Genomic DNA, 22,195 nt, shown 5'->3' on the forward strand with positions numbered 1-22,195 from the left:
CCTTATCCTTAAATGCCCACAAATTTTGTAACGTTATTATTGTACAACAAAATTTAATGAATAAAAATTGATTAATGTCAAAAAAATAAAACTTAAAAATGTTTTTTTATTGCTTCACCAATTTGAGCTAAGCTACTTACAACAGTAACACCTGCTGATTGCAGTGCTTTAGTTTTTTCTGCTGCGGTACCTTTATTGCCAGAAATGATTGCACCTGCATGTCCCATACGTTTGCCGGCTGGGGCCGAAACACCAGCTATATAAGCAACCACAGGTTTAGTCACATTATGTTTGATATAGTTGGCGGCTTCTTCTTCTGCGCTACCACCAATTTCACCAATCATAACTATGGCTTCTGTTTTAGGATCTTGTTGGAGTAATTTTAATATTGAAATAAAATCACTGCCGGGAATGGGATCACCACCGATTCCGACGCAAACGGATTGGCCTAATCCAATATCGGTTGTTTGTTTAACTGCTTCATAAGTTAGCGTACCTGAACGCGAAACAATCCCAACTTTACCAGCTAAATGAATATGTCCAGGCATGATACCAATTTTACACTCATCAGGAACAATAATTCCTGGGCAATTTGGACCAATCATAACAACATCATTTTGGGTTAATTTTTCTTTAACAATAAGCATATCCAAGGTTGGAATGCCTTCTGTAATACAGACGATTAATTTTATACCTGCATCAATGGCTTCTAAAATTGAATCTTTACCAAAAGCAGCAGGAACATAAATAACGGTTGCAGTTGCACCGGTTGCTTCAACTGCTTCTTTAACGGTATTAAAAACAGGTAAACCTAAATGTGTCGTACCACCTTTGCCTGGTGTTACACCACCAACTAATTTAGTACCATAAGCCAGTGCTTGTTCAGAATGGAATGTACCTTGGCTGCCAGTAAATCCCTGACAAATAACTTTTGTATCTTTATTAATCAAAATTGACATAGTAATTATTCTCCACCCATTCTCTTATTGTGCAACACTGACGATCTGTTGGGCTGCATCGACTAAACTTTTTGCGGTAATAACATTTAATTTACTTTTAGCTAAAATATCTCTTGCTAGTTCTGCATTATTACCTTCAAGACGAACGACAACAGGGACAGTCAAACCTATTTCCTTAATTGCATCAATAATGCCATTAGCAATAAGATCGCAGCGAACAATACCACCAAAAATATTGACTAATATTGCTTTCACATTTTTATCAGAAAGTATCAATTTAAAGGCTTCGGCAACCCGTTCTTTTGTCGTGCCACCACCAACATCTAAAAAGTTTGCTGGCTCACCACCATAAAGTTTAATCATATCCATAGTTGCCATAGCAAGACCTGCGCCATTAACCATGCAACCAATATTGCCATCTAAAGATACATAGCTAATGCCTTGTTTAGCGGCTATCGACTCCCGTTCGTCTTCCTGTGTAGTATCTCTTAATACGACTAAATCAGGATGTCTAAACATAGCATTATCATCTAGCACAACTTTAGCATCTAGACAGATTAACTCTTGTGTATCGGTAATAACTAAAGGATTGACTTCTGCTAAAGAAACATCTTTTTCAATGAAAAGATTAGCAAAATTAACAAATAATTTAGCGAATTGATTGACTAATTTACCGGTTAAGCCAAGTTTAAAAGCTAACTCTCGTCCTTGATATCCGCATGGTCCTGTTAAAGGGTCGAGTGATATTTTATGAATTAAATGTGGCGATTGCTCAGCGACTTTTTCGATCTCAACACCCCCTTCGGTAGATGCCATAATCACAATGCGTTTTGTACTACGATCAACAACCGCCCCTAAATAAAGCTCTTTCTCTATATTAGACGCTTTTTCAATTAAAATTTTATTAACTGGTTGCCCTTTAGACGTTGTTTGATAAGTCACTAAATATTGACCTAACCATTTTTCAGCAAACAATCTAATTTCATTAAAATCTTTAGTACAAATTACCCCACCTGACTTACCACGTCCACCTGCATGAACTTGGCACTTTGCTACCCAAGCATTAGATTGAGAAGAGAGCTCAGCCAATGTATCTTGTATTTCATCGATTGAATTACACACATAACCTTCTGGCACTGGCAAATTATATTGTTTAAATAGGTGTTTTGATTGATACTCATGCAGATTCATAAATAATTCCGAAACGTCGATTGCCATAAAATAGTGGCTAATTTTAATTCAAGTTGAAAAAATTGTGTAGTAAATAATTACTTATGTTTGGAGTTATTGAGAATTATTGCTGATAACTATCGACAGTGTTATACTCAAAATATGTATATTGTAAAAACAGTAAAGGTAAAAATATGGCACAAGTTGGAATTTTTTTTGGTAGTGACACAGGCAACACAGAAAATGTAGCTAAACAAATCCAACAAATTTTAGGTACAGACAAAGCAGATCTTTTTGATATTGCAAAAACAACAAAAGAACATATCGAAAAATATGACTTCTTATTTTTTGGTATCCCAACTTGGTATTACGGCGAATCTCAAGCGGATTGGGATGATTTTTTTCCTAACTTAGAAAACGTTGACTTTAATGGCAAAACAGTCGCAATATTTGGCTGTGGTGACCAAGAAGATTATGCTGAATATTTTTGTGATGCAATGGGAACAATTCGCGATATTATCGAACCTAAAGGCGCAAAAATTGTTGGTCATTGGTCTACTGAAGGTTACAGTTTTGAAGCATCTAAAAGCTTAGTTGATGACAACCACTTTGTAGGTTTAGCCATTGATGAAGATCGCCAACCAGAATTAACAGAAGAAAGAATTAATAATTGGGTAAACCAAGTAAAAACCGAAATGAATATTTGATCTATCAAAGTGATTTATTTTATTTTCCGTTCATATTTTATAATATGCCTAATTAATTAACTAAATTGGAATGTAATATGACAAATCATGATAAAGATAACAATGCAGCACTCAAAAGTGCGGGTTTAAAGGTTACGTTACCGCGATTAAAAATTTTAGAATTACTACGCGATCCTTCATGCCAACACATTACTGTGGAAGATCTTTATAAAAAACTACTTGATATGGGCGAAGAGATTGGTCTTGCTACTGTATATCGTGTATTAAATCAATTTGATGATGCGGGTATTGTAACACGCCACAATTTTGAAGGAGGAAGAGCCGTTTTTGAGCTTGCCTCACAAAAACATCATGACCACTTAATTTGTTTAGATTGTGGAGAAGTTTTTGAATTTCGAGACGAAATTATCAACAAACGTCAAAAAGAAATTGCAGAGCAATATGGCGTGGAACTCACCTTTCATAGCTTATATCTTTATGGTCATTGCAAATCAGGTAACTGTAAAACTCATCCAGAACTTCATACAAAAAAATAAGCCTATTTAATAGGCTTTTCACTTATTGAGAACATTTACTTTTATCTTTCAGGTTAATAATTAAATGAAGCAGCTATTAAATTTTATACCACTTATCGTCTTTTTTATATTTTTAACAATTTACGATATTTTTGTTGGCGTACAAGCCTTGATGGTTTCAGCAACCATCTCATTTTTAATTATTCTTGTTATGTATAAAAAAATTGATAAAGTCGAGCTCATCTCCTATCTGATGATAATGGTTTTTGGTGGTATAACACTTTATACACAAAATCAAGACATAATTAAGTGGAAAGTGACCATCATAAACTTCTTATTTGCGGCTGCATTATCTATTAGCCAGTTTGGTTTCAAAAAAAATCTACTACAAAAAATGTTAGGTAAAGAGATACATCTCGATATCGCTATTTGGAATAAACTCAACTTGATATGGATCGCTTTTTTTACGGCTTGCGGTTCATTTAGCCTAGTTGCAACCTATTATGCATCAAGTGATTTCTTCTGGATCTTCAAAGTATTTATTTTACCGATTGCATCATTAGTCATGTCATTGATATCGGGCATATACATCTATCGGCATATGAATAAAATGGCTGATAACGGATAAAGTAATATAAGTAGGAGTACTTTCAACATGACGCAAGACAACCCTAATGGACAACTCGTTTTACGCACTTTAGCCATGCCAGCAGACACCAACCCTCATGGCCATATATTTGGCGGGTGGATAATGTCACAAATGGATTTAGCCGGTGGCATTTTAGCTAAAGAAATTGCTAAAAGAAGAGTAGTAACAGTAAATGCAAGTAGTATCACCTTCTACAAACCAGCAATGGTTGGCGATGTTGTTTGTTGTTATGCACATTGTATAAAAACCGGTACAACATCCATTACAATTGGTATTGAAGTTTGGATAAAAAAAATAACAGATGCTGACAATGCAACACAACGCTTCTGCATTACTGACGCGACATTTACTTATGTTTCTGTAGATAAACATAATAATCCAAAACCGTTGCCTGAAATATTTCAAAATTTCGATTGTACTAAAGACCCAATTAGTAAACTAAACTTAAGTTATAGCTGATAATTATGCAATTTACATCATTTCATGCCTTAGTAAGTACATTAATATTTCTTGTTTACTGGTTGCTTATTGTGTCAACCACCTTACGTATTGTCTTCAAAAGACGACCAACCACTTACGTAATCGCATGGATGTTAGTAATATATATATTACCTATAATTGGTGTCATTCTCTATTTTGCACTAGGTGAAGCTCATCTTGGGCAACAAAGAGCCAAACGTGCGCAAAAAATGCGCCCGACTATTACAAAATTTATTAATCGATTAAGTGCTTTTCCTGACATCTTTACCACCAAAGTCAGTCAGGTTAGCAAACCTATTTTTCAACTCTGCAAACATCAAACAGGTCTTGATGGGATCAGAGGCAACCACATTGAATTACTGAGCAATACCGATGCCATTTTTGACCAACTAATTCAAGACATAAATCAAGCCAAGTCAAATATCGAAATGGTCTTTTACATCTGGAACGAAGGTGGTAGAGCTGACGATGTTGAACAAGCGCTTATACAAGCCACACAACGAGGCGTCACCTGTCGCCTAATGATTGACTCAGCCGGTAGTCGACATTTTATCCGCTCCAAAGCCAGCCAAAGAATGCGAGACGCAGGCATAACCATCATCGAAGCATTGCAGGTTAATCTATTAAGATTTATGTTTAGACGACTTGATTTACGACAACATCGAAAAGTCGCCATTATTGACAACTACATCTCATATACTGGTAGCATGAACATCGTAGATCCACGATTCTTCAAACAAAATAAACATGTTGGGGAGTGGGTTGATATCATGATCAGAATGTGTGGTCCAGTTACCACACTAATGGGTGCAATATACGCCAGTGACTGGGAGCTAGAAACAGGAAAATATTTAGCCCTTCCTCAAATTACTGATTTCGCAGAGCCGCCAGAAGATAAAAAACATATTATGCAACTGATTGCTTCAGGTCCTGGTTATACTGAAAACATGATCCACCAGGTACTCTTAACTGCAATCTACTCAGCTCAAGAACAAATTGTATTCACCACGCCATATTTAGTACCAAGTGATGATATATTACATGCAGTATGTACAGCCGCTCAACGAGGTGTTGAAGTCATCATCATCGTACCTAAAAAGAATGATTCGCTAATGGTTAAATGGGCAAGTCGAGCATTCTTTTCTGAATTATTAAACGGTGGGGTTAAGCTTTATCAATTTAATGATAATTTACTCCATACCAAAAGTGTATTAATCGACAACCAACTTAGTTTAGTTGGAACCGTTAACTTAGATATGCGAAGTTTATGGCTCAATTTTGAAATCACAACGGTAATTGATGATGCACAGTTTGCAAAATCACTATCTACACTGTTAGAACAATATTTATCACAATCAGACAAAGTGGATATTGAAAAATGGAAAAAAAGACCAATCTGGCAACGGATTGTTGAAAGACTATTTTACTTTTTTGCTCCATTGCTCTAAACAATCGTTGTAAAAATTAACGTTTGAGTAACCTTTGAAAAGATAGATATTAGTAACCTTTTTGCGAAACATCAGGCAAAAACAGATTATCTGCAATACGGAAAACGCTAGATTCGATTGTCCCATCTTCATTAAGCGTAATTTCACGCCAGCCTGGAGCTTCATCATTAGATAATTGAAACTCATAACAATTTGGCTTGAATTGAAAACAAGTAGAGGGTGTAGAAAACGCGTGGCAATTATGCCAAACATGATCTTGTTGTTGATGAATATGCCCCCAACCAAGACCTTTTATTGAAGGAAATTTTTTAACGATTTTCTCAAGCTCATTACTATTTTTTAAAATATGCTCATCTAACCAATGACAACCCGAATCAATAGGATGGTGATGCAAAAAGACCATCACATTTTTATCAGTATGAGCTAATAACGTCTTTTCAAGAAATTGCAACTCAGATTGAGGTAACAAACCACATGCCTGACCAACAACTTGGCTATTTAAAAGCACAATCAACCAATTATCACCAAGCGATACTACTTTATTTTCAGCCAGTTGGTAATTCGAAAACACTTCCTGCATATAACTAAAATTATCATGATTACCCGCCAACCAAACACATGGCGTATTAAACTGCTTAATCTGCTCGGCAAAGCGCGCATAGGATTTCTTCGAACCATCTTGCACAAAGTCACCTGTTGCAACGATCAAATCATACTTTCTATTACCACGCTTAATTTCATTAATAACCGATAAAAAACTCGCATTTGACTTAATGCCTAATAGCGCACCATCCTCATCAGCAAACAGATGTGTATCAGTAATATGCAAAATATTTGCACAATGCTTATTCTGTATTTGAAGCGTTAAAAGTGACTCCAAAATCTACCTCAATAATTATATATATGAAATCATGCCAGCAATAGAAATGATATTGTGATCAACATCACAATTTTTTATTTTTAAATCATGATGTTATATTAAATTGTAAAATAAAATTTATTTTTAGGGAAGCAATAATTTCCTGAATTTAACAAAAATCTCTTATTTCCACTCATTTCTTAGTGTCAAATGATTAAGTTGTAACCATTGTAAAGCAATAATTGATGCTGCATTATTAATTACGCCTTCTTCAACCCACTTATAAGCTTGCTCACGGCTGACTACATGAACCTTGATATCCTCGTTTTCTTCAGCTAAACCGTGCACGCCTTTAGCGGTTGAAGCATCAACCTGACCAACCAAAACATGTAACTTCTCAGTTAAACCACCTGGTGATGCAAGATAACTAATAATTAGCTTACATTGCCCAACAACAATACCCGCCTCTTCCAAGGCCTCTCGTTTTGCTACTTCTTCAATCGACTCATTCTCATGATCCATCATCCCGGCAATCAACTCTAACATCCAAGGCGAATCTTCTGACTCAATTGCAGCTATCCGAATTTGCTCAATAAGCACAACTTCATCACGCTTATCATCATATGCTAAAAGCACCACAGCATGGCCACGCTCCAGAATTTCGCGACTCACCACCTCACTGACTGAACCATCAAATTTACGGTATTGAAAACGGTATTCCAATAACGAAAAAAAGCCCTTATATAAAATGCGTTTAGTTAAATTAAAAACATCTTTCTTGTTAAAAAGCACAGGTGTAGGTTTAAATTTCATATCAAATTCTCAATTTTAAGCTAAATTTTAATAAAAAGTGCGAATCACGAATAAGTATACTTTCTATATGCTAATTATCTGTTAAAATTATGCAATTGAAAATATTATTCTATTTTATTGCTTTTAAAGAGAAGATTAATGAAAAAAACTTTAACCTTTTTAATTGGCTTAGTATTAAGCCAATCTGTGTTTGCTGAAAACTTAGTACAGGTTTATGAACAAGCGAAACAAACCAACCCAGATCTACGCAGTTCATTAGCTGAAAAAGATAAAGCTTACTCAGCAATTTCAGGTTCTCGTGCAAGCTTACTTCCGCAAGTTGGCCTTAGTGCTTCTTATGGTGTAGCACATGGACGTCGAGACAATAGCGGTGTTAAAACTAAAAGCGGTAGCTTATACCAAGTTGGTGTATCACAAAGTATCTTTAATTTTTCTAATTGGAAAGCGTTAGATATCACCAAAAAACAAGCCACTATTGCGGATATCTCTTATCAATACCAAGGCCAAACATTAATTTTAAACACCTCGGTAGCCTACTTTAATGTATTAAAAGCCCTTGATGCATTAAGTTTCATCGATGCACAAAAAAAAGCAATTGGTCGTCAATTAGAACAAACTCGCCAACAACATCAAGTTGGTCTAGTTGCTATTACCGACGTACAAAATGCTCAAGCAAATTACGACTTAACTGTTGCACAACAAGTTAATGCATTAAATGATTTAAATAATGCGCTTGAAGCATTACGCCAAGTGAGTGGACGCTTCTATTCTCAACTTGCTAGCGTTGACACCAAAACCTTTAGAACTGAGCAACCAACTCAAATCAACGCATTGTTAAAACAATCTGAAACCACCAATCTCAATTTATTAACAATGAAGTTAAACCAAGAGATTGCTCGCGACCAAATCAAAATGGCTCAATCTGGTTTTATGCCTACCGCAAGCTTAGAAGCATCAACCAACCTAAACAAAAGCGACAGTTATGGTAACACCAATTACGAACGCCATACTGCCGGTAAAAGATATACAGGCGATAACAAAATTGGGGTCAGCGTGAGTTTACCGCTATTCTCTGGTGGCGCAACAGTATCACAAGTACAACAAGCACAACACAGCTTCGTAAGCTCAAGTGAAAAACTTGAAAGTACTAATCGTAGTGTGATTAACCAAATCCGCTCATCTTACAACAACATCTCATCATCGATCAGTGCGATTAAAGCTTATCAACAAGCGGTTGTTTCAGCACAAAGCTCATTAGAAGCAACCTCTTCTGGATACCAAGTGGGAACACGTACTATCGTTGACGTACTTAACGCAACAACACAACTGTATAGCTCAAAACGAAATCTTTCTGATGCTAAATACAACTATTTAACAAGTTTATTACAGTTAAAATATGCAGTTGGAACCTTAACGGCAAGTGATCTAGATTACCTAAACAATATGTTAGGTAAAGAAGTAAGCACACTTGCAACAATAAAATAATTCAATAAAAATTAATAAAAAAGCGATCATCAGATCGCTTTTTTTATTTATCCCGATTAAGTCATCGCATTAATAATAAAATCGATAAAAATATTGAGCTTAGGCAACCGTTGCTTATCGGCGGTATACAACAAATGGACTTCCCTCGCCGGCGGTAAAAAATTTTGTAAAACTGGGATTAATTTATTTTGTTTAATTGACTCTCTCAACGTCGACTCAGGTAACATCGTAATACCTAATCCTTCAATAGCTGCAGCAGCCAGTGCTGCCGTATTATTACTTTGAAATGATCCTGTAATTGGAACATTAATCAATTCACCATTTATCTTAAACGGCCACAAATTATCTTTTTTGTTTGAATTAACATATTGATAGATTAAACATTGATGCTTTTTCAAATCATCGGGTACCGCTGGCACACCATAACGAGCCAAATAACTTGGCGATGCAGCAAAAATAAGTTGCAAATCACTAAGCTTTCTCGCAATTAATCCCGAATCACTTAAAGAACCGATTCGAAACACCACATCAAAATCATCTTTAACTAAATCAACATAACGATCGTTTAACTGAATATCAATATTCACCTTCGGATAACATTTCATAAAATGACTAATAACCGGAACCAAATTAAAATGCCCATAACTCACCGGTGCACTAATTCTCAAACGACCTTTCGGCTCCTTACTATATGTTTGTGCTAGTGTCTTAGTATTCTTAATCTCACTTAAAATAAATAGACATCGCTCATAATACTGCTTGCCAAACTCGGTCAAATTTTGCGATCGCGTCGTTCTATTTAACAACTTTAAGCCCAAATAATTTTCTAAAAACAAAATATACTTTGCGACCATTTGTGGAGAGGTATTTAAAGAGATTGAAGTTGCAGCAAACGATCTGGTCTTAACCGTTATCACAAAAGCTTCCATACACTTAACTAAATCCATATTATCAACCTCCAGTTGTTAATAAATAAATTTTGACACTATTTATACTCATTTTATATATAAATATAATACACATCATTAATTAAAAAAAGAAAATACTCTAAACAAAAAATTGTTATCATAAGTGTGAACTTTCATGTTCGCTGAACAATTTTAATGTGAGCAACTAAAATTGATTAATTAGGACATAGATACGGATATAAAAAGGATACAAAATGGAAATGGAAATGGATATCGAAATAGAAACTATTAACACTGAAAAAAGATATACAGTCATCACCGGAGCCAGCTCAGGAATAGGTTACGCGACAGCAATAGCATTTGCAAAAAGAAACAAAGATCTGATTATAATAGCAAGAAGAATAGAAAATTTAGAATCATTAAAAAACAAAATAGAAACAATCAATCCCGACATTGAAGTCATCATTAAAGTTTGTGATCTCAGCAATATACAATCCATCTACACATTATTTAATGAACTAAGAAATTACTTTATCGAAACATGGATCAACAATGCGGGTTTTGGACATTATGGCAGTGTTAGCACACAAGATTTAACTAAAATTGAGTCAATGCTCCACCTAAACATAGAAGCATTAACCATCTTATCAACCCTCTATGTACGCAAATACCATAACCACGCCAACACTCAGCTGATTAACATCTCTTCACGAGGTGGCTATACCATTGTACCTAATGCGGTAACCTATTGCGCCACCAAATTTTACGTCAGTGCCTTTACAGAAGGGCTTGCTCAAGAATTAATACAGACTAACGCAAAACTAAGAGCCAAAGTACTTGCCCCAGCTGCAACGCAAACTGAATTTGGCAAAAAAGCCAACAATGTTAGTGAATATAATTATGACAAAAGTTTCGCTAAATATCATTCTGCCGACCAAATGGCTGAATTCTTACTAGCGCTCTACGACAGTGATAAAACCGTTGGGGAAGTTGATACTAAAGATTTCTCATTCCAACTAAAAGACAGCCATTTTCCTTATTCAGGCAACCCAGCAGAAAATCAAAAATAAAAAGTTGAATATGGAAGGAACAATAAACGGATTTTGGGGTTCAAAAACCCCGTTCCTCAACTTTTTTTGATGGAAAAACACAGCTACTAAAAAGCGCCACAGTTAAAGCGGAATTATTTATTTGGGACAATATTTCAAAACAGAATTTAGAACCCCAAAAACCCCACTCCTCAACTTTTTTTTGATATAAAACACCACAAAAGCCTTTTAAGTTGAGAGTTGGGTTGTTTATGCTGGGAGCCAATTTTACAATGCCAATATTATCCTAAATACATCTTAACAAGCATTTAACTTGTTAAGATGTCAATAATTTAGAGGATTACGAAATTCGCATACCCGGTTTTGCCCCGCTATCTGGTGATAATAGGTAAACACCTTCACTATCATCTTTACCGCTTGCACAAAGTACCATGCCTTCTGAGATACCAAAGCGCATTTTGCGAGGTGCTAAGTTAGCGATCATTATGGTTAGTTTACCGACTAACACCGCAGGATCAGGATAGAACTGTTTGATGCCGGAAAATACGTTGCGAGTTTCATCACCAATATCCAGTGTTAACTGCAATAATTTATCTGACCCTTCAACCACCGTGGCATTTTTAATTAACGCAACACGCATATCAACTTTGGCAAAGTCATCAAAATTGATAGTGTCAGCAATTGGCTCTGCAATTTTCTCTTTGGCAGGTGTTGCTAAAGCGGTTTTGGTTTCTTCAATCATAGCAGTAATTTTATCCATATCTATACGGTTAAACAGGGCTTTGAATTGGTTGATCGTGTGCCCGGTTAATGGTTTATTAATCGTGTCCCAAGTTAATTGGCTGTTTAAAAACGCCTCACTGCGCTCCGCTAATGACGGCACGACAGGTTTTAAATAGGTCATTAAAATGCGGAATAGATGAATACCCATAGAACAAATATCTTGTAATGCTTGATCTTGCCCTTCTTGTTTAGCCACCACCCATGGCGCTTTTTCATCGATATAACGATTCGCTTCATCAGCCAATGCCATAATTTCACGAATCGCTTTGCCGGATTCACGTTGTTCAAAATAATCAGCGATGACTTTTGATTTTTCAACGAATAAAGCATAAAGTTCCGGCTCTGCAAGATTGTCGGATAATTCTCCGCCAAAGCGTTTACTGATAAAGCCAGCCGAACGGGATGCAATATTCACCACTTTGTTAACTAAATCACTATTCACCCGTTGCACAAAATCTTCTAAATTTAAATCGATATCATCGATATGTGGCGAGAGTTTTGCTGCATAATAGTAACGCAAACAGTCGGGATCTAAATGTTTCAAATAGGTGCTTGCTTGGATAAAGGTGCCTCGTGATTTTGACATCTTCGCGCCGTCAACGGTGACATAGCCATGCACAAAAATATTGGAAGGTTTTCGATGCTCGCTACCGTCTAACATTGCCGGCCAAAACAAGCTATGGAAGTAGACAATATCTTTACCGATAAAATGGTAAAGTTCAGTGGTTGAGTCTTTATTCCAAAACTGATCAAAAATCGGTTTGTTGTGTTTATTACAGTAATTGAGGAATGACCCCATATAACCGATTGGCGCATCTAACCAAACATAAAAATATTTGCCCGGTGCATCGGGAATTTCAAAACCAAAATATGGCGCATCACGACTGATATCCCATGGTTGTAGGCCTGCTTCAAACCACTCTTGCATTTTGTTAGCCACTTGATCTTGCAATGTTCCTGAGCGGATCCACGCTTGTAACATATCTGAAAACGCTGGCAAGTCAAAAAAGAAGTGCTCTGAATCTTTCATGATCGGTGTTGCACCCGATACGACTGATTGCGGATTAATTAAATCAATCGGATTATAAGTTGCACCACAAACTTCACAGTTATCGCCATATTGGTCTGGTGATTTACAACGAGGGCAAGTCCCTTTAACAAAACGATCCGGTAAAAACATCTTCTTTTCAGGATCGAATAGTTGTGATATCACTTTGGTTTTAATATAGCCATTAGCCTTTAATCGTTTGTAGATTTTTTCAGATATTTCACGATTTTCAGGGCTATGGGTTGAGTGGTAATTATCGTAACTAATATTGAAACCGGCAAAATCACGTTGATGCTCAATTTTAACTTCATCTATCATCTGTTCTGGGGTGATGCCTAATTGCTGTGCTTTAAGCATAATCGGTGTTCCATGCGCATCATCCGCACAGATAAAATAGATCTCATTACCGCGCATACGTTGGTAGCGCACCCAGACATCAGCTTGAATATGTTCAAGCATGTGACCTAAGTGAATTGCACCATTAGCGTAAGGAAGCGCACAAGTTACCAATATTTTGCGTTGAGTTGTCATGTTGAATTATTACCTTTTATTACATAATGGCGGAAATAGTACATCAATCGTGGGATTATCGCCAGATTTATGCCATAATTTGATAAAAATTCTTTATATACTTTGAGCGATATTGTGCAGGGAATGGTTTTCATTCTATTAGAAAGAATGATCACTCTTATCTAGTTAAAATAATATCGATAATCATATCTATTTGAAGCAATATGAGTATAAAACTTGTTGATAACAGTTAAGGGTAATAACCATGGAAGCAAAAAAAATTCTAGAGAATTTTACTCATCCCACTTTATCCAAAAATTTGATTGAGCTTGGCGCAATTACTCAATGTGAACAGGCTAACCAAGAACTGCTAATTAGCTTAGTGATGCCTTTTGCTTGGCAGACCGGCTTTGAAGATCTTAAAGCAACAGTTACACCACAGTTACTTAAATTGGATGGCGTTGAAAAGGTTAATTGGAAGATTAACTATAATATTGCGACGTTAAAGCGGGCAAATCATAATCATCCTATCAATAATGTTAAAAATATTATTGCGGTAAGTTCGGGCAAAGGTGGAGTTGGTAAATCATCAACCGCGGTTAATTTAGCTTTAGCATTACAAAAGCAAGGGGCTAAAGTGGGGATTTTGGATGCGGATATTTATGGTCCGTCTATTCCTACCATGCTCGGCACCGAAAAAGAGCAACCAGTAACACCGGATAATAAACATATGTCACCCATTATGGCCTATGGTCTTGCGAGTAATTCTATTGGTTATTTGGTTGAGCCTGATAATGCTATGGTGTGGCGTGGACCGATGGCAAGTAAAGCACTGTGTCAGATTTTGGAAGATACACTTTGGCCTGAACTTGATTATTTGATTATGGATATGCCTCCTGGAACAGGTGATATTCAATTAACGCTAGCGCAAAATATTCCGGTTACGGCAGCTGTGATTGTGACGACGCCACAAGATATTGCTTTAATTGATGCGCAAAAAGGGATTGTGATGTTTAATAAGGTTAACATCCCTACCCTTGGGATTATCGAAAATATGAGTTATCACATCTGTGAAAATTGTGGGCATCACGAAGCGATTTTTGGTGAAGAGGGGGCTAAGCATTTGGCTGAAAAATATCATACGAAATTACTGGGTCAGATTCCTCTTCATCGTTTATTACGTCAAGATTTAGATTCAGGCAAACCAACGGTTATTAGTCATCCTGATAGTGAATTTGCTCAGCTATATGGTCATATTGCTGCACAAGTTGCTAGCCAACTTTATTGGCAAGGTGAAACCATTTTGCCTGATATTTCATTTAAGGCTTTATAGTGCAATTGATATTGGTTGTTAGTATTTAACAACCAATATCATCAAGAATATTGAAAATTTGGATTATGCTAAAATTTTATCTTTAAACATAAAAAAAACTGCTCCGAGTAAACATAGCCCAGCCCAAATATAATCGGTTTTGAATGGTTCTTTTAAAATGTAAATTGAAAATGGAATAAAGACAGATAGGCTAATCACTTCTTGAATAATTTTCAATTGCCCTGCACTGGCTACTTGAAAGCCGATACGGTTGGCGGGTACTTGTAGCAAATACTCAAATAATGCTATCCCCCAACTCACCAATACAGCCACAATCCAAACTTGATTATGCAAAAAGCGTAAATGCCCATACCAAGCAAAAGTCATAAAAATATTACTACAGGTTAATAGACAAACGGTGATAAGAATTTGATTCATGATAGTTAATCGAAGAATGATTTAGGTGGTAATATTATAATCCATTAAAGTAATAAGTTGGTTGAATGATTTAATTTAATCTTATTATTTATTTGCTTTCTCTGTTTAATCGTCAAACATATTCAGCTATAATCACACTATTAACTATCAATCCCTTCTTAAAACTAATCATGAGAAAAGTTAACCACCGGTCTCGAATCTGGTCATCGATCTTTTGCCTTGCTTTTGCTGCATTTATATTTAATACAACAGAATTTGTACCGGTTGGGTTGCTACCCAATATTGCCGAAAGTTTTTCGATGGATGTTGCTCATGCTGGGTTGTTATTAACGATTTATGCTTGGGCTGTTTCGTTGTTGTCTTTGCCGTTAACGGTTTTAACATCAAGAATGGATCGCCGAAAACTTTTGATTTTTCTGTTTTGTTTGTTTATTGGTAGCCATATCCTTGCTGGCTTTGCTTGGAGTTTTTACAGTTTAATGGTTGCGAGGATTGGTATTGCCTGCGCTCATGCTGTGTTTTGGGCTATTACGACGCCTTTAGCGGTTCGGTTAGCGCCAAATGGTAAAAAAGCTAAAGCCATGGGCTTTATTGTGGTGGGGACTTCAATGGCAACGGTTTTAGGTATTCCAATTGGAACCATGATTGGGCAACTGGTTGGCTGGCGAGTCACTTTTTTATGTATTGGTTTTATTGCTTTTTGTGTCATGTTATCGTTACTCTACTTGTTACCCTCTGTACCAAGTTTGAACAAGATTTCAGTCAAAGATATTCCTAAAGTACTTAAGCGCCCTGTATTACTCAATATTTATCTGTTAACGGCAATTATGATTACTGGTCATTTTACGGCTTATACTTATATTACGCCGTTTATGATTAATGTTGGCGGTTTTGATGAGCACGTGATAGTTAACTTGTTATTAGCCGTTGGTTTTTCTGGCATGATTGGTAGCGTTATTTTTGCTAAGTATGCTGATTCTCACCCTGTTGCGATATTTGTAGTTCCTGCCCTACTATTAATAATCTGTCTATTATCGCTTTATGTTTGTTCGTTCAGCCTTATTACCGCAATATTACAAGGGATGGTCTGGGGGCTTTCGATTACCGTTATTAGTATGGTGATGCAAAGTAAAGTGATTGATGCAGCACCTGATGCTGCCGATATTGCAACTTCGGTTTATTCCGGTATTTATAATATCGGTATTGGTGGAGGCGCTTTTGTCGGTAGCCAAGTATTAGTTTATTTATCCACCCTTTACATTGGCTTTGTCGGTGCGATTTTTGTGATTTTGACACTTTTGCTTTTTTACTTTATTTCAAGAAAGACTTGGTAAATTAGCGCTCCGAGTGAGCGCTTATTGTGTTAATGCTTCTAATTGTTCCCAACGTTCGAACACGGCTTCAAGTTCCGCTTCTTTATCGGCTAAAGATTGTAATATTGGGCTGGTGACTTCATGCGGTTGATTGAAGAAGTCACTATGACCAATTTGTGCTTGTAAATCAGCAATCGCGGTTTCAAGTTCTTCAATTTTATTGGGTAACTGTGCCAATTCACGTTGTTCGTTATAGCTTAATTTGACCTTCTTTTTTTCGGTTTTTATTGGGTCGGTTTTTATTGGGTCATTTTTAACCGATTCATGACTTTTGCTGCTCGTGACTTGTGCACTCATTGATTGTGCTTGTTGTTGTAATGCGTCAGTGTAACCACCAGCATATATTCCAATTCGCCCTTGATCTTCAAAAAACCAACATTGAGTCACCACGTTATCAACAAATTGTCTGTCGTGGCTAACGAGTAAAACCGTTCCTTGATAATCATTAACCAGTTCTTCTAATAACTCTAACGTTTCAATATCAAGATCATTGGTTGGTTCGTCAAGTACTAATAAGTTACTTGGTTTCAAAAAAAGTTTTGCGAGTAATAGACGATTGCGCTCTCCACCAGATAGTGCTCTAACTGGAGTTCGAGCGCGTTTTGGTGGAAAGAGGAAATCTTGTAAATAGCCAAGCACATGTCTTAAACGACCATTTACCATCACCTCTTGCTTACCTTCTGCAAGGTTATCCATCACAGTTTTTTCGGGATCGAGTTCTAGTCGATACTGGTCAAAGTAAGCAACTTCGAGTTTGGTTCCACAGTGCACACTTCCTGATGTTGGTGCTAGGCTGCCTAACATTAGTTTTAATAATGTCGTTTTTCCAATACCATTCGGTCCAATTAAAGCGATCTTATCGCCTCTTAATACTTGCACGGAAAAATCATTAACCAGTAATTTATCTTCAATTTGATAAGTGACATTTTCTAGCTCGAATACAATTTTTCCTGAACGTAGCGCTTCTTCAATTTGCATTTTAGCGCTACCCATAACTTGGCGACGCTGTGAGTATTCTTGCCTCATGGCTTTTAGTGCTCGAACGCGTCCTTCATTGCGTGTTCGACGGGCTTTGATTCCTTGGCGGATCCAGACTTCTTCTTGGGCTAATTTTTTATCAAATTCCGCATTTTGTAACTCTTCCACTCGGAGTGCTTCTTCTTTACCAAGGAGATAACTGTCATAATCCCCTCCCCAAGAAGCAACTTTACCGCGATCCAAATCGATAATGCGAGTCGCCATCTGCCGAATAAACGATCGGTCATGCGATATAAACACAATGCTACCATTAAAGCTTTTTAAAAACTCTTCGAGCCATTTAATGGTTTCGATATCTAAATGGTTGGTTGGCTCATCGAGTAATAGAACTGAAGGTTGGCAAACAAGGGCTTTTGCTAACGCTGCTTTACGTAGCCAACCACCTGATAATGATGATAATAAGGCGTCGCCATCTAACGATAGTGAAGAGATAACATTGCGAATACGATTATCCAGTTGCCAACCGTTTTGGTGATCAAGCTGTTCTTGCATTTTAGCTAATTTAGATAGATTACTTTCACTTGGATCGGTTTCAACCAGATGTGATAATGCATAATAATCTTTCAATAGTTGAGCTTGCTCTTTTAATCCTTCTGCCACGAAATCAAAAACATTACCTTGAATATCTCGAGGCGGATCTTGCTGTAATCGAGAGACAACAACGTTACTTTCATAAACGATTTGGCCTTCATCCAATGGGATCTCTTTGTTAAGTACTTTTAGCAGTGTTGATTTACCTGCACCGTTACGACCAACAAGACAGACTCGTTCATTAGTTTCAATCGACATATCAATATGGTCAAGTAGTGGGGCATCACTAAAAGACAGATAAGCATTGGTAAGATTTATTAATGACATATTTTTTATTTGGATATTAAATAATAAGGCGTTATTCTATCATAAAGTTGCAATTGGCAATCAATTATCAAAGATATATTACCGCTCTTAAAAATGAGCATTCCTTTTCTCTTCTAAAAATAAATACTGCTATACTTATTAATAAATTGAATAAATTAATAATATTTTAGTATGGAGGTGATTATGAGTCATACTTGGACATTTCAGCGTGTTGGTGGATTAGATCAAGTCGTTTTAAAAAATGCCAATGACATTATCAATTTGCCCAATTTAGATCCAAAATTATGGGTGGCACTAAGTTGCCCGACTACCGGTTTAGATTTTGATCAACGAACATTAGAGCTATTAGATTCTGATAAAGATGGACGCATCCGTATTCCTGATATTTTAGATGCGATTAGTTGGGTAAAAGATAAAATCGTCTCTTTCGATGCGATTATTCAATCATCAGAAATATTGTCATTATCACAAATTGATGATTCAACCAAACAAGGCAAAAAATTATTAGTTACTGCGCATAGTATTTTGGCCAATTTAAATAAAAGCCAAGCCGATTATTTAACTCAAAATGATGTCCAACAATCACTAAAAATTAATGCCAGCAAGCTCTACAATGGTGATTTGATTTTTCCACCTTCTGCTGAGTTATCGCCAGAAATGCAAAGCTTTATCCAAACAGCCATTAAGACTACTGGCGGGCAAAAAGATATGAGTGGGCAAGATGGGATAAATCTAGAAATAGCCCAAACCTTTGTTAAAAATCTAAAAAGTTGGCAAGCATGGCAGACTAATATCAGTAATACCCAAACACCTTTTGGGGAAAATCGCTCCGAAATATGGAAATTAGTCCAAGAACTCAAACCCAAAATTGATGATTATTTTCTTCGTGTTGAATTAGCTCAATATGCGCCTCAAGCACAAACGGCATTAAATGTTGATGAGAAATATATTGTCCCTTCTCAAAATGGATTACTTTCAGATGAAGCGCTTTCTGAACTGCCTTTATCTAAGATTGATACTAATAATTCATTGGATCTCGTTAATGGGCTTAATCCACTTTGGAAAAGTAAAATCACTCGATTTAGGGCTTTAGTGACTTCTCACTTATCCGATCCAAATCATTTAACACAACAAGAGTGGCAAAATATTCAAACTAGTCTTGATGCATACGCGACATTAATTAGTTCTAAACCCGATATAGAGCAGTTAAGTGTTGCAACTAAACCAACGGCGAGTATTGAGGATATTCCTGCCGATCAGATCACGCATTTTATCAATGATAATTTATTAGATGAATTTGAGAAAATGGTCGAACAAGATAATAAAACGCCTATTTCAGCTTCGGATGTTTTTGTGTTAGAAAAGTTAGTACTTTTTCAAAAACATCTTTATCGTTTATTGATTAACTTTGCTTCATTTGCCGAGTTCTTCTCACTTGACCATTACGCCGCTTTTCAATTAGGCAAGCTTTATATTGACGGTCGCTGTGCGACGCTTTGTGTTGCCGTTGAAAACATCGCTAAACATTCAACAATGGCAAATTATTCAGAGCTATGTTTGCTGTATTGTGAATGTACAAGGCTAGGTCAGAAACAGACGATTGTCGCTGCCATAACCGCCGGACAAGGTGATTTATTAATGGAAGGTCGTAATGGGGTGTTTATTGATAATGCTGGTAATGATTGGGATGCTAATGTGGTCAAAATGATTAGTAAGCCAATTAGTATTCAACAAGCAATTTGGGCACCTTATCAACGTATTGGTCGATTAATTACGGAACAGATTAATAAATGGGCTAGCAATAAAGACGCCGATATTGAAAAGACCAGTACCCAAGCTGTGCAAAATCCAGAAAATAAATTTGATATTGGTAAGAGTGTTGGCATATTTGCTGCGATTGGCTTGGCGATAGGCGCGATTGGTACCGCACTTGCTACCATTTTTCAGGCTATTTTTTCTCTTTCTTGGTGGCAATTTCCATTGGTGATTTTAGGTTTATTCTTAATTATATCTGGGCCATCAGTCATTTTAGCTTGGTTAAAATTAAGAAGAAGAACACTAGGTCCATTGCTCGAAGCTTCAGGTTGGGCAATCAATGGGCAAGTAAAAATCAATTTACTTCTTGGTGGGCTACTGACCAGTAAGGCCGAATTACCAGCCAATGCTAAACGAAACTTAAGTGATCCTTTAAGAAAACGTAATAAAAAAGCACGGATAATATTTTGGTCAGCTATCTTAGTTGGTGTATTACTTGTTGGCAGTGCAGTATGGTTTAAAGATGATATTGCCAATTATGTTAAGCAGCAACAACAAATGACTCAAAAAACAACTCAAAACTAATATTTTATAATAATTTCGCCGACATAACGTCGGCGAGAATATTAATGTTGATAAACGGGTAATCGATGACAAATTGCCAAAACTTTTTGTTTAACTGCTTGAATCGCTTGTTCATCATCAATGTTATCTAATACATCACAAATCCAGTTGGCTAATTCACGAGATTCTTCTTCTTTAAAACCTCGACGAGTTATGGCTGGTGTACCAATTCGAACGCCAGATGTCACAAATGGACTTTGTGGATCATTAGGTACGCTATTTTTATTGACGGTGATATTAGCACTACCTAAAGCGGCATCAGCCTCTTTACCGGTTATCTTTTTATCAACCAAATCAATTAAGAATAAGTGATTTTTTGTTTCGCCAGACACGACTTTGTAGCCACGTTTGATAATTACATCAACCATCGCCTGAGCATTTTTAACAACTTGTTTTTGATATTCTTGATATGCTGGTTCCATCGCCTCTTTTAATGCAACTGCTTTGGCAGCAATGACATGCATTAATGGACCACCCTGTGCGCCAGGGAATACAGCTGAATTTAATTTTTTATAAAGTTCTTCACTGCCACCTTTGGCCAAAATAAGTCCACCACGAGGTCCGCCAAGCGTTTTGTGCGTTGTGGTTGTCACTACATGTGCAAATGGGACAGGATTTGGATAAACCCCTGCTGCTACTAAGCCGGCCACGTGTGCCATGTCTACAAATAAGAAAGCGCCTACACTATCAGCAATCTCACGCATACGCTTCCAATCAACCACGCCTGAGTAAGCTGAAAAACCACCGATGATCATTTTCGGTTTTGACTCTAAGGCCGTTTTCGCTAATTGGTCATAATCAATATGTCCAGTTTCGTCAACGCCATAAGCAACCACATTATAGAGTTTACCGGAAAAACTAACTGGTGAACCATGAGTTAAATGACCACCTTGCGATAAATTCATACCTAACACAGTATCGCCCGGTTTTAACAATGCCATATAAACAGCAAAATTCGCTTGTGATCCTGAATGTGGTTGTACATTGGCATAATCTGCACCAAATAACGCTTTGGCTCGTTCAATCGCTAATTGCTCAACAATATCAACATATTCACAACCACCATAATAACGCTTACCTGGATAGCCTTCAGCATATTTGTTAGTTAATTGAGTACCCTGTGCCTGCATCACTCTTGGGCTGGTATAGTTTTCGGAGGCAATTAATTCGAGATGATCTTCTTGACGTTGCTCTTCACCCTTAATGGCGTCCCATAATTCCTTATCATAATCGGCAATAGTCATTTCTTTACTAAACATATTGACTCCTTGTTTTTGGATTACATTGACTTTTTGACTTAATTATTGTTTTCAAGTATGGAAAACAGCATAACGAATATCCTTACTTAATCAGCCAACGATTTCAATCCTTTTTTTGAATTATAAAAAATATTTATAGTAAAGCAGAAGATCGC

19 protein-coding genes are annotated in these 22,195 nt (G+C 36.6%); 10 read left to right on the forward strand and 9 right to left on the reverse strand.

Features of this window, described 5'->3' with window-relative positions:
• Window positions 1-92: 92 nt before the first annotated feature.
• Window positions 93-959: a succinate--CoA ligase subunit alpha gene (gene sucD / locus A9G08_RS02930; protein ID WP_065562249.1), complete on the reverse strand. Its 867-nt coding sequence runs from the start codon at window positions 957-959 to the stop codon at window positions 93-95.
• A 24-nt stretch (window positions 960-983) separates the two neighbouring features.
• Window positions 984-2,150: an ADP-forming succinate--CoA ligase subunit beta gene (gene sucC / locus A9G08_RS02935; protein ID WP_065562250.1), complete on the reverse strand. Its 1,167-nt coding sequence runs from the start codon at window positions 2,148-2,150 to the stop codon at window positions 984-986.
• Window positions 2,151-2,323: 173 nt separating this feature from the next.
• Between sucC and fldA the strand changes: the two genes are divergently transcribed.
• The 5 genes from fldA to cls all read left to right on the forward strand — a co-directional run bounded on the left by fldA (window position 2,324) and on the right by cls (window position 5,928).
• Window positions 2,324-2,836 (forward strand): flavodoxin FldA, encoded by a 513-nt coding sequence (gene fldA, locus A9G08_RS02940; RefSeq protein ID WP_065562251.1) that lies wholly within the window; start codon window positions 2,324-2,326, stop codon window positions 2,834-2,836.
• Window positions 2,837-2,913: 77 nt separating this feature from the next.
• Window positions 2,914-3,372 (forward strand): ferric iron uptake transcriptional regulator, encoded by a 459-nt coding sequence (gene fur, locus A9G08_RS02945; RefSeq protein ID WP_065562252.1) that lies wholly within the window; start codon window positions 2,914-2,916, stop codon window positions 3,370-3,372.
• A 64-nt stretch (window positions 3,373-3,436) separates the two neighbouring features.
• Complete coding sequence (locus tag A9G08_RS02950; RefSeq protein WP_065562253.1) at window positions 3,437-3,979, forward strand: inner membrane-spanning protein YciB; 543 nt, start codon at window positions 3,437-3,439, stop codon at window positions 3,977-3,979.
• 27 nt (window positions 3,980-4,006) lie between these two features.
• Window positions 4,007-4,459 (forward strand): acyl-CoA thioester hydrolase YciA, encoded by a 453-nt coding sequence (gene yciA / locus A9G08_RS02955; protein WP_065562254.1) that lies wholly within the window; start codon window positions 4,007-4,009, stop codon window positions 4,457-4,459.
• A gap of 5 nt (window positions 4,460-4,464) precedes the next feature.
• On the forward strand, window positions 4,465-5,928 hold the full coding sequence (gene cls, locus A9G08_RS02960) for a cardiolipin synthase (RefSeq protein ID WP_065562255.1): 1,464 nt from the start codon (window positions 4,465-4,467) through the stop codon (window positions 5,926-5,928).
• Window positions 5,929-5,977: 49 nt separating this feature from the next.
• Here the strand turns inward: cls and cpdA are convergent, their stop codons facing one another.
• Together cpdA and nudF are read right to left on the reverse strand one after the other, a co-directional pair.
• The gene (gene cpdA / locus A9G08_RS02965) at window positions 5,978-6,808 is read right to left on the reverse strand and encodes a 3',5'-cyclic-AMP phosphodiesterase (RefSeq protein WP_065562256.1); all 831 of its coding nucleotides are present in this window, start codon (window positions 6,806-6,808) and stop codon (window positions 5,978-5,980) included.
• A gap of 162 nt (window positions 6,809-6,970) precedes the next feature.
• Window positions 6,971-7,600: an ADP-ribose diphosphatase gene (gene nudF / locus A9G08_RS02970; protein WP_065562257.1), complete on the reverse strand. Its 630-nt coding sequence runs from the start codon at window positions 7,598-7,600 to the stop codon at window positions 6,971-6,973.
• Between the two features lie 138 nt (window positions 7,601-7,738).
• On the opposite strand from nudF, the gene tolC reads away from it, so the two are divergent.
• Window positions 7,739-9,085, forward strand: coding sequence for an outer membrane channel protein TolC (gene tolC / locus A9G08_RS02975; RefSeq protein ID WP_065562258.1), 1,347 nt, complete (start codon window positions 7,739-7,741; stop codon window positions 9,083-9,085).
• Between the two features lie 56 nt (window positions 9,086-9,141).
• Here the strand turns inward: tolC and A9G08_RS02980 are convergent, their stop codons facing one another.
• Complete coding sequence (locus A9G08_RS02980; RefSeq protein WP_065562259.1) at window positions 9,142-10,032, reverse strand: LysR family transcriptional regulator; 891 nt, start codon at window positions 10,030-10,032, stop codon at window positions 9,142-9,144.
• A 215-nt stretch (window positions 10,033-10,247) separates the two neighbouring features.
• Here A9G08_RS02980 and A9G08_RS02985 point away from each other — a divergent pair, with 215 nt between their 5' ends.
• Window positions 10,248-11,063, forward strand: a complete 816-nt coding sequence (locus A9G08_RS02985) for an SDR family NAD(P)-dependent oxidoreductase (protein ID WP_218058382.1) — start codon at window positions 10,248-10,250, stop codon at window positions 11,061-11,063.
• A 319-nt stretch (window positions 11,064-11,382) separates the two neighbouring features.
• On the opposite strand, the gene metG is transcribed toward A9G08_RS02985, so the two are convergent.
• Window positions 11,383-13,404: a methionine--tRNA ligase gene (gene metG / locus A9G08_RS02990; RefSeq protein WP_065562260.1), complete on the reverse strand. Its 2,022-nt coding sequence runs from the start codon at window positions 13,402-13,404 to the stop codon at window positions 11,383-11,385.
• A gap of 244 nt (window positions 13,405-13,648) precedes the next feature.
• On the opposite strand from metG, the gene apbC reads away from it, so the two are divergent.
• The gene (gene apbC / locus A9G08_RS02995) at window positions 13,649-14,716 is read left to right on the forward strand and encodes an iron-sulfur cluster carrier protein ApbC (protein WP_065562261.1); all 1,068 of its coding nucleotides are present in this window, start codon (window positions 13,649-13,651) and stop codon (window positions 14,714-14,716) included.
• Window positions 14,717-14,779: 63 nt separating this feature from the next.
• Here the strand turns inward: apbC and A9G08_RS03000 are convergent, their stop codons facing one another.
• Complete coding sequence (locus A9G08_RS03000; protein ID WP_065562262.1) at window positions 14,780-15,133, reverse strand: DMT family protein; 354 nt, start codon at window positions 15,131-15,133, stop codon at window positions 14,780-14,782.
• A gap of 170 nt (window positions 15,134-15,303) precedes the next feature.
• On the opposite strand from A9G08_RS03000, the gene A9G08_RS03005 reads away from it, so the two are divergent.
• Window positions 15,304-16,467 (forward strand): sugar transporter, encoded by a 1,164-nt coding sequence (locus A9G08_RS03005; RefSeq protein WP_065562263.1) that lies wholly within the window; start codon window positions 15,304-15,306, stop codon window positions 16,465-16,467.
• 21 nt (window positions 16,468-16,488) lie between these two features.
• Here the strand turns inward: A9G08_RS03005 and A9G08_RS03010 are convergent, their stop codons facing one another.
• Window positions 16,489-18,402 carry an ABC transporter ATP-binding protein gene (locus A9G08_RS03010; RefSeq protein WP_065562264.1) on the reverse strand — a complete coding sequence of 638 codons (1,914 nt, stop codon included), beginning with the start codon at window positions 18,400-18,402 and terminating at the stop codon, window positions 16,489-16,491.
• Window positions 18,403-18,585: 183 nt separating this feature from the next.
• Here A9G08_RS03010 and A9G08_RS03015 point away from each other — a divergent pair, with 183 nt between their 5' ends.
• Window positions 18,586-20,742, forward strand: coding sequence for a phage holin family protein (locus A9G08_RS03015; protein ID WP_065562265.1), 2,157 nt, complete (start codon window positions 18,586-18,588; stop codon window positions 20,740-20,742).
• A gap of 41 nt (window positions 20,743-20,783) precedes the next feature.
• Here the strand turns inward: A9G08_RS03015 and glyA are convergent, their stop codons facing one another.
• Window positions 20,784-22,040, reverse strand: coding sequence for a serine hydroxymethyltransferase (gene glyA, locus A9G08_RS03020; RefSeq protein ID WP_065562266.1), 1,257 nt, complete (start codon window positions 22,038-22,040; stop codon window positions 20,784-20,786).
• Window positions 22,041-22,195 lie beyond the last annotated feature (155 nt).

The sequence above is a fragment of the Gilliamella sp. wkB195 genome (assembly GCF_001690445.1).
In the GTDB taxonomy this organism is placed as follows: domain Bacteria; phylum Pseudomonadota; class Gammaproteobacteria; order Enterobacterales; family Orbaceae; genus Gilliamella; species Gilliamella apicola_E.

Bases quoted from the DNA above. Each gene is read 5' to 3' on its own strand.
- sucD (WP_065562249.1), bottom strand. From the start codon at position 959: ATGTCAATTTTGATTAATAAAGATACAAAAGTTATTTGTCAGGGATTT.
- sucC (WP_065562250.1), bottom strand. From the start codon at position 2,150: ATGAATCTGCATGAGTATCAATCAAAACACCTATTTAAACAATATAAT.
- fldA (WP_065562251.1), top strand. From the start codon at position 2,324: ATGGCACAAGTTGGAATTTTTTTTGGTAGTGACACAGGCAACACAGAA.
- fur (WP_065562252.1), top strand. From the start codon at position 2,914: ATGACAAATCATGATAAAGATAACAATGCAGCACTCAAAAGTGCGGGT.
- A9G08_RS02950 (WP_065562253.1), top strand. From the start codon at position 3,437: ATGAAGCAGCTATTAAATTTTATACCACTTATCGTCTTTTTTATATTT.
- yciA (WP_065562254.1), top strand. From the start codon at position 4,007: ATGACGCAAGACAACCCTAATGGACAACTCGTTTTACGCACTTTAGCC.
- cls (WP_065562255.1), top strand. From the start codon at position 4,465: ATGCAATTTACATCATTTCATGCCTTAGTAAGTACATTAATATTTCTT.
- nudF (WP_065562257.1), bottom strand. From the start codon at position 7,600: ATGAAATTTAAACCTACACCTGTGCTTTTTAACAAGAAAGATGTTTTT.
- tolC (WP_065562258.1), top strand. From the start codon at position 7,739: ATGAAAAAAACTTTAACCTTTTTAATTGGCTTAGTATTAAGCCAATCT.
- A9G08_RS02980 (WP_065562259.1), bottom strand. From the start codon at position 10,032: ATGGATTTAGTTAAGTGTATGGAAGCTTTTGTGATAACGGTTAAGACC.
- A9G08_RS02985 (WP_218058382.1), top strand. From the start codon at position 10,248: ATGGAAATGGAAATGGATATCGAAATAGAAACTATTAACACTGAAAAA.
- metG (WP_065562260.1), bottom strand. From the start codon at position 13,404: ATGACAACTCAACGCAAAATATTGGTAACTTGTGCGCTTCCTTACGCT.
- apbC (WP_065562261.1), top strand. From the start codon at position 13,649: ATGGAAGCAAAAAAAATTCTAGAGAATTTTACTCATCCCACTTTATCC.
- A9G08_RS03000 (WP_065562262.1), bottom strand. From the start codon at position 15,133: ATGAATCAAATTCTTATCACCGTTTGTCTATTAACCTGTAGTAATATT.
- A9G08_RS03005 (WP_065562263.1), top strand. From the start codon at position 15,304: ATGAGAAAAGTTAACCACCGGTCTCGAATCTGGTCATCGATCTTTTGC.
- A9G08_RS03010 (WP_065562264.1), bottom strand. From the start codon at position 18,402: ATGTCATTAATAAATCTTACCAATGCTTATCTGTCTTTTAGTGATGCC.
- A9G08_RS03015 (WP_065562265.1), top strand. From the start codon at position 18,586: ATGAGTCATACTTGGACATTTCAGCGTGTTGGTGGATTAGATCAAGTC.
- glyA (WP_065562266.1), bottom strand. From the start codon at position 22,040: ATGTTTAGTAAAGAAATGACTATTGCCGATTATGATAAGGAATTATGG.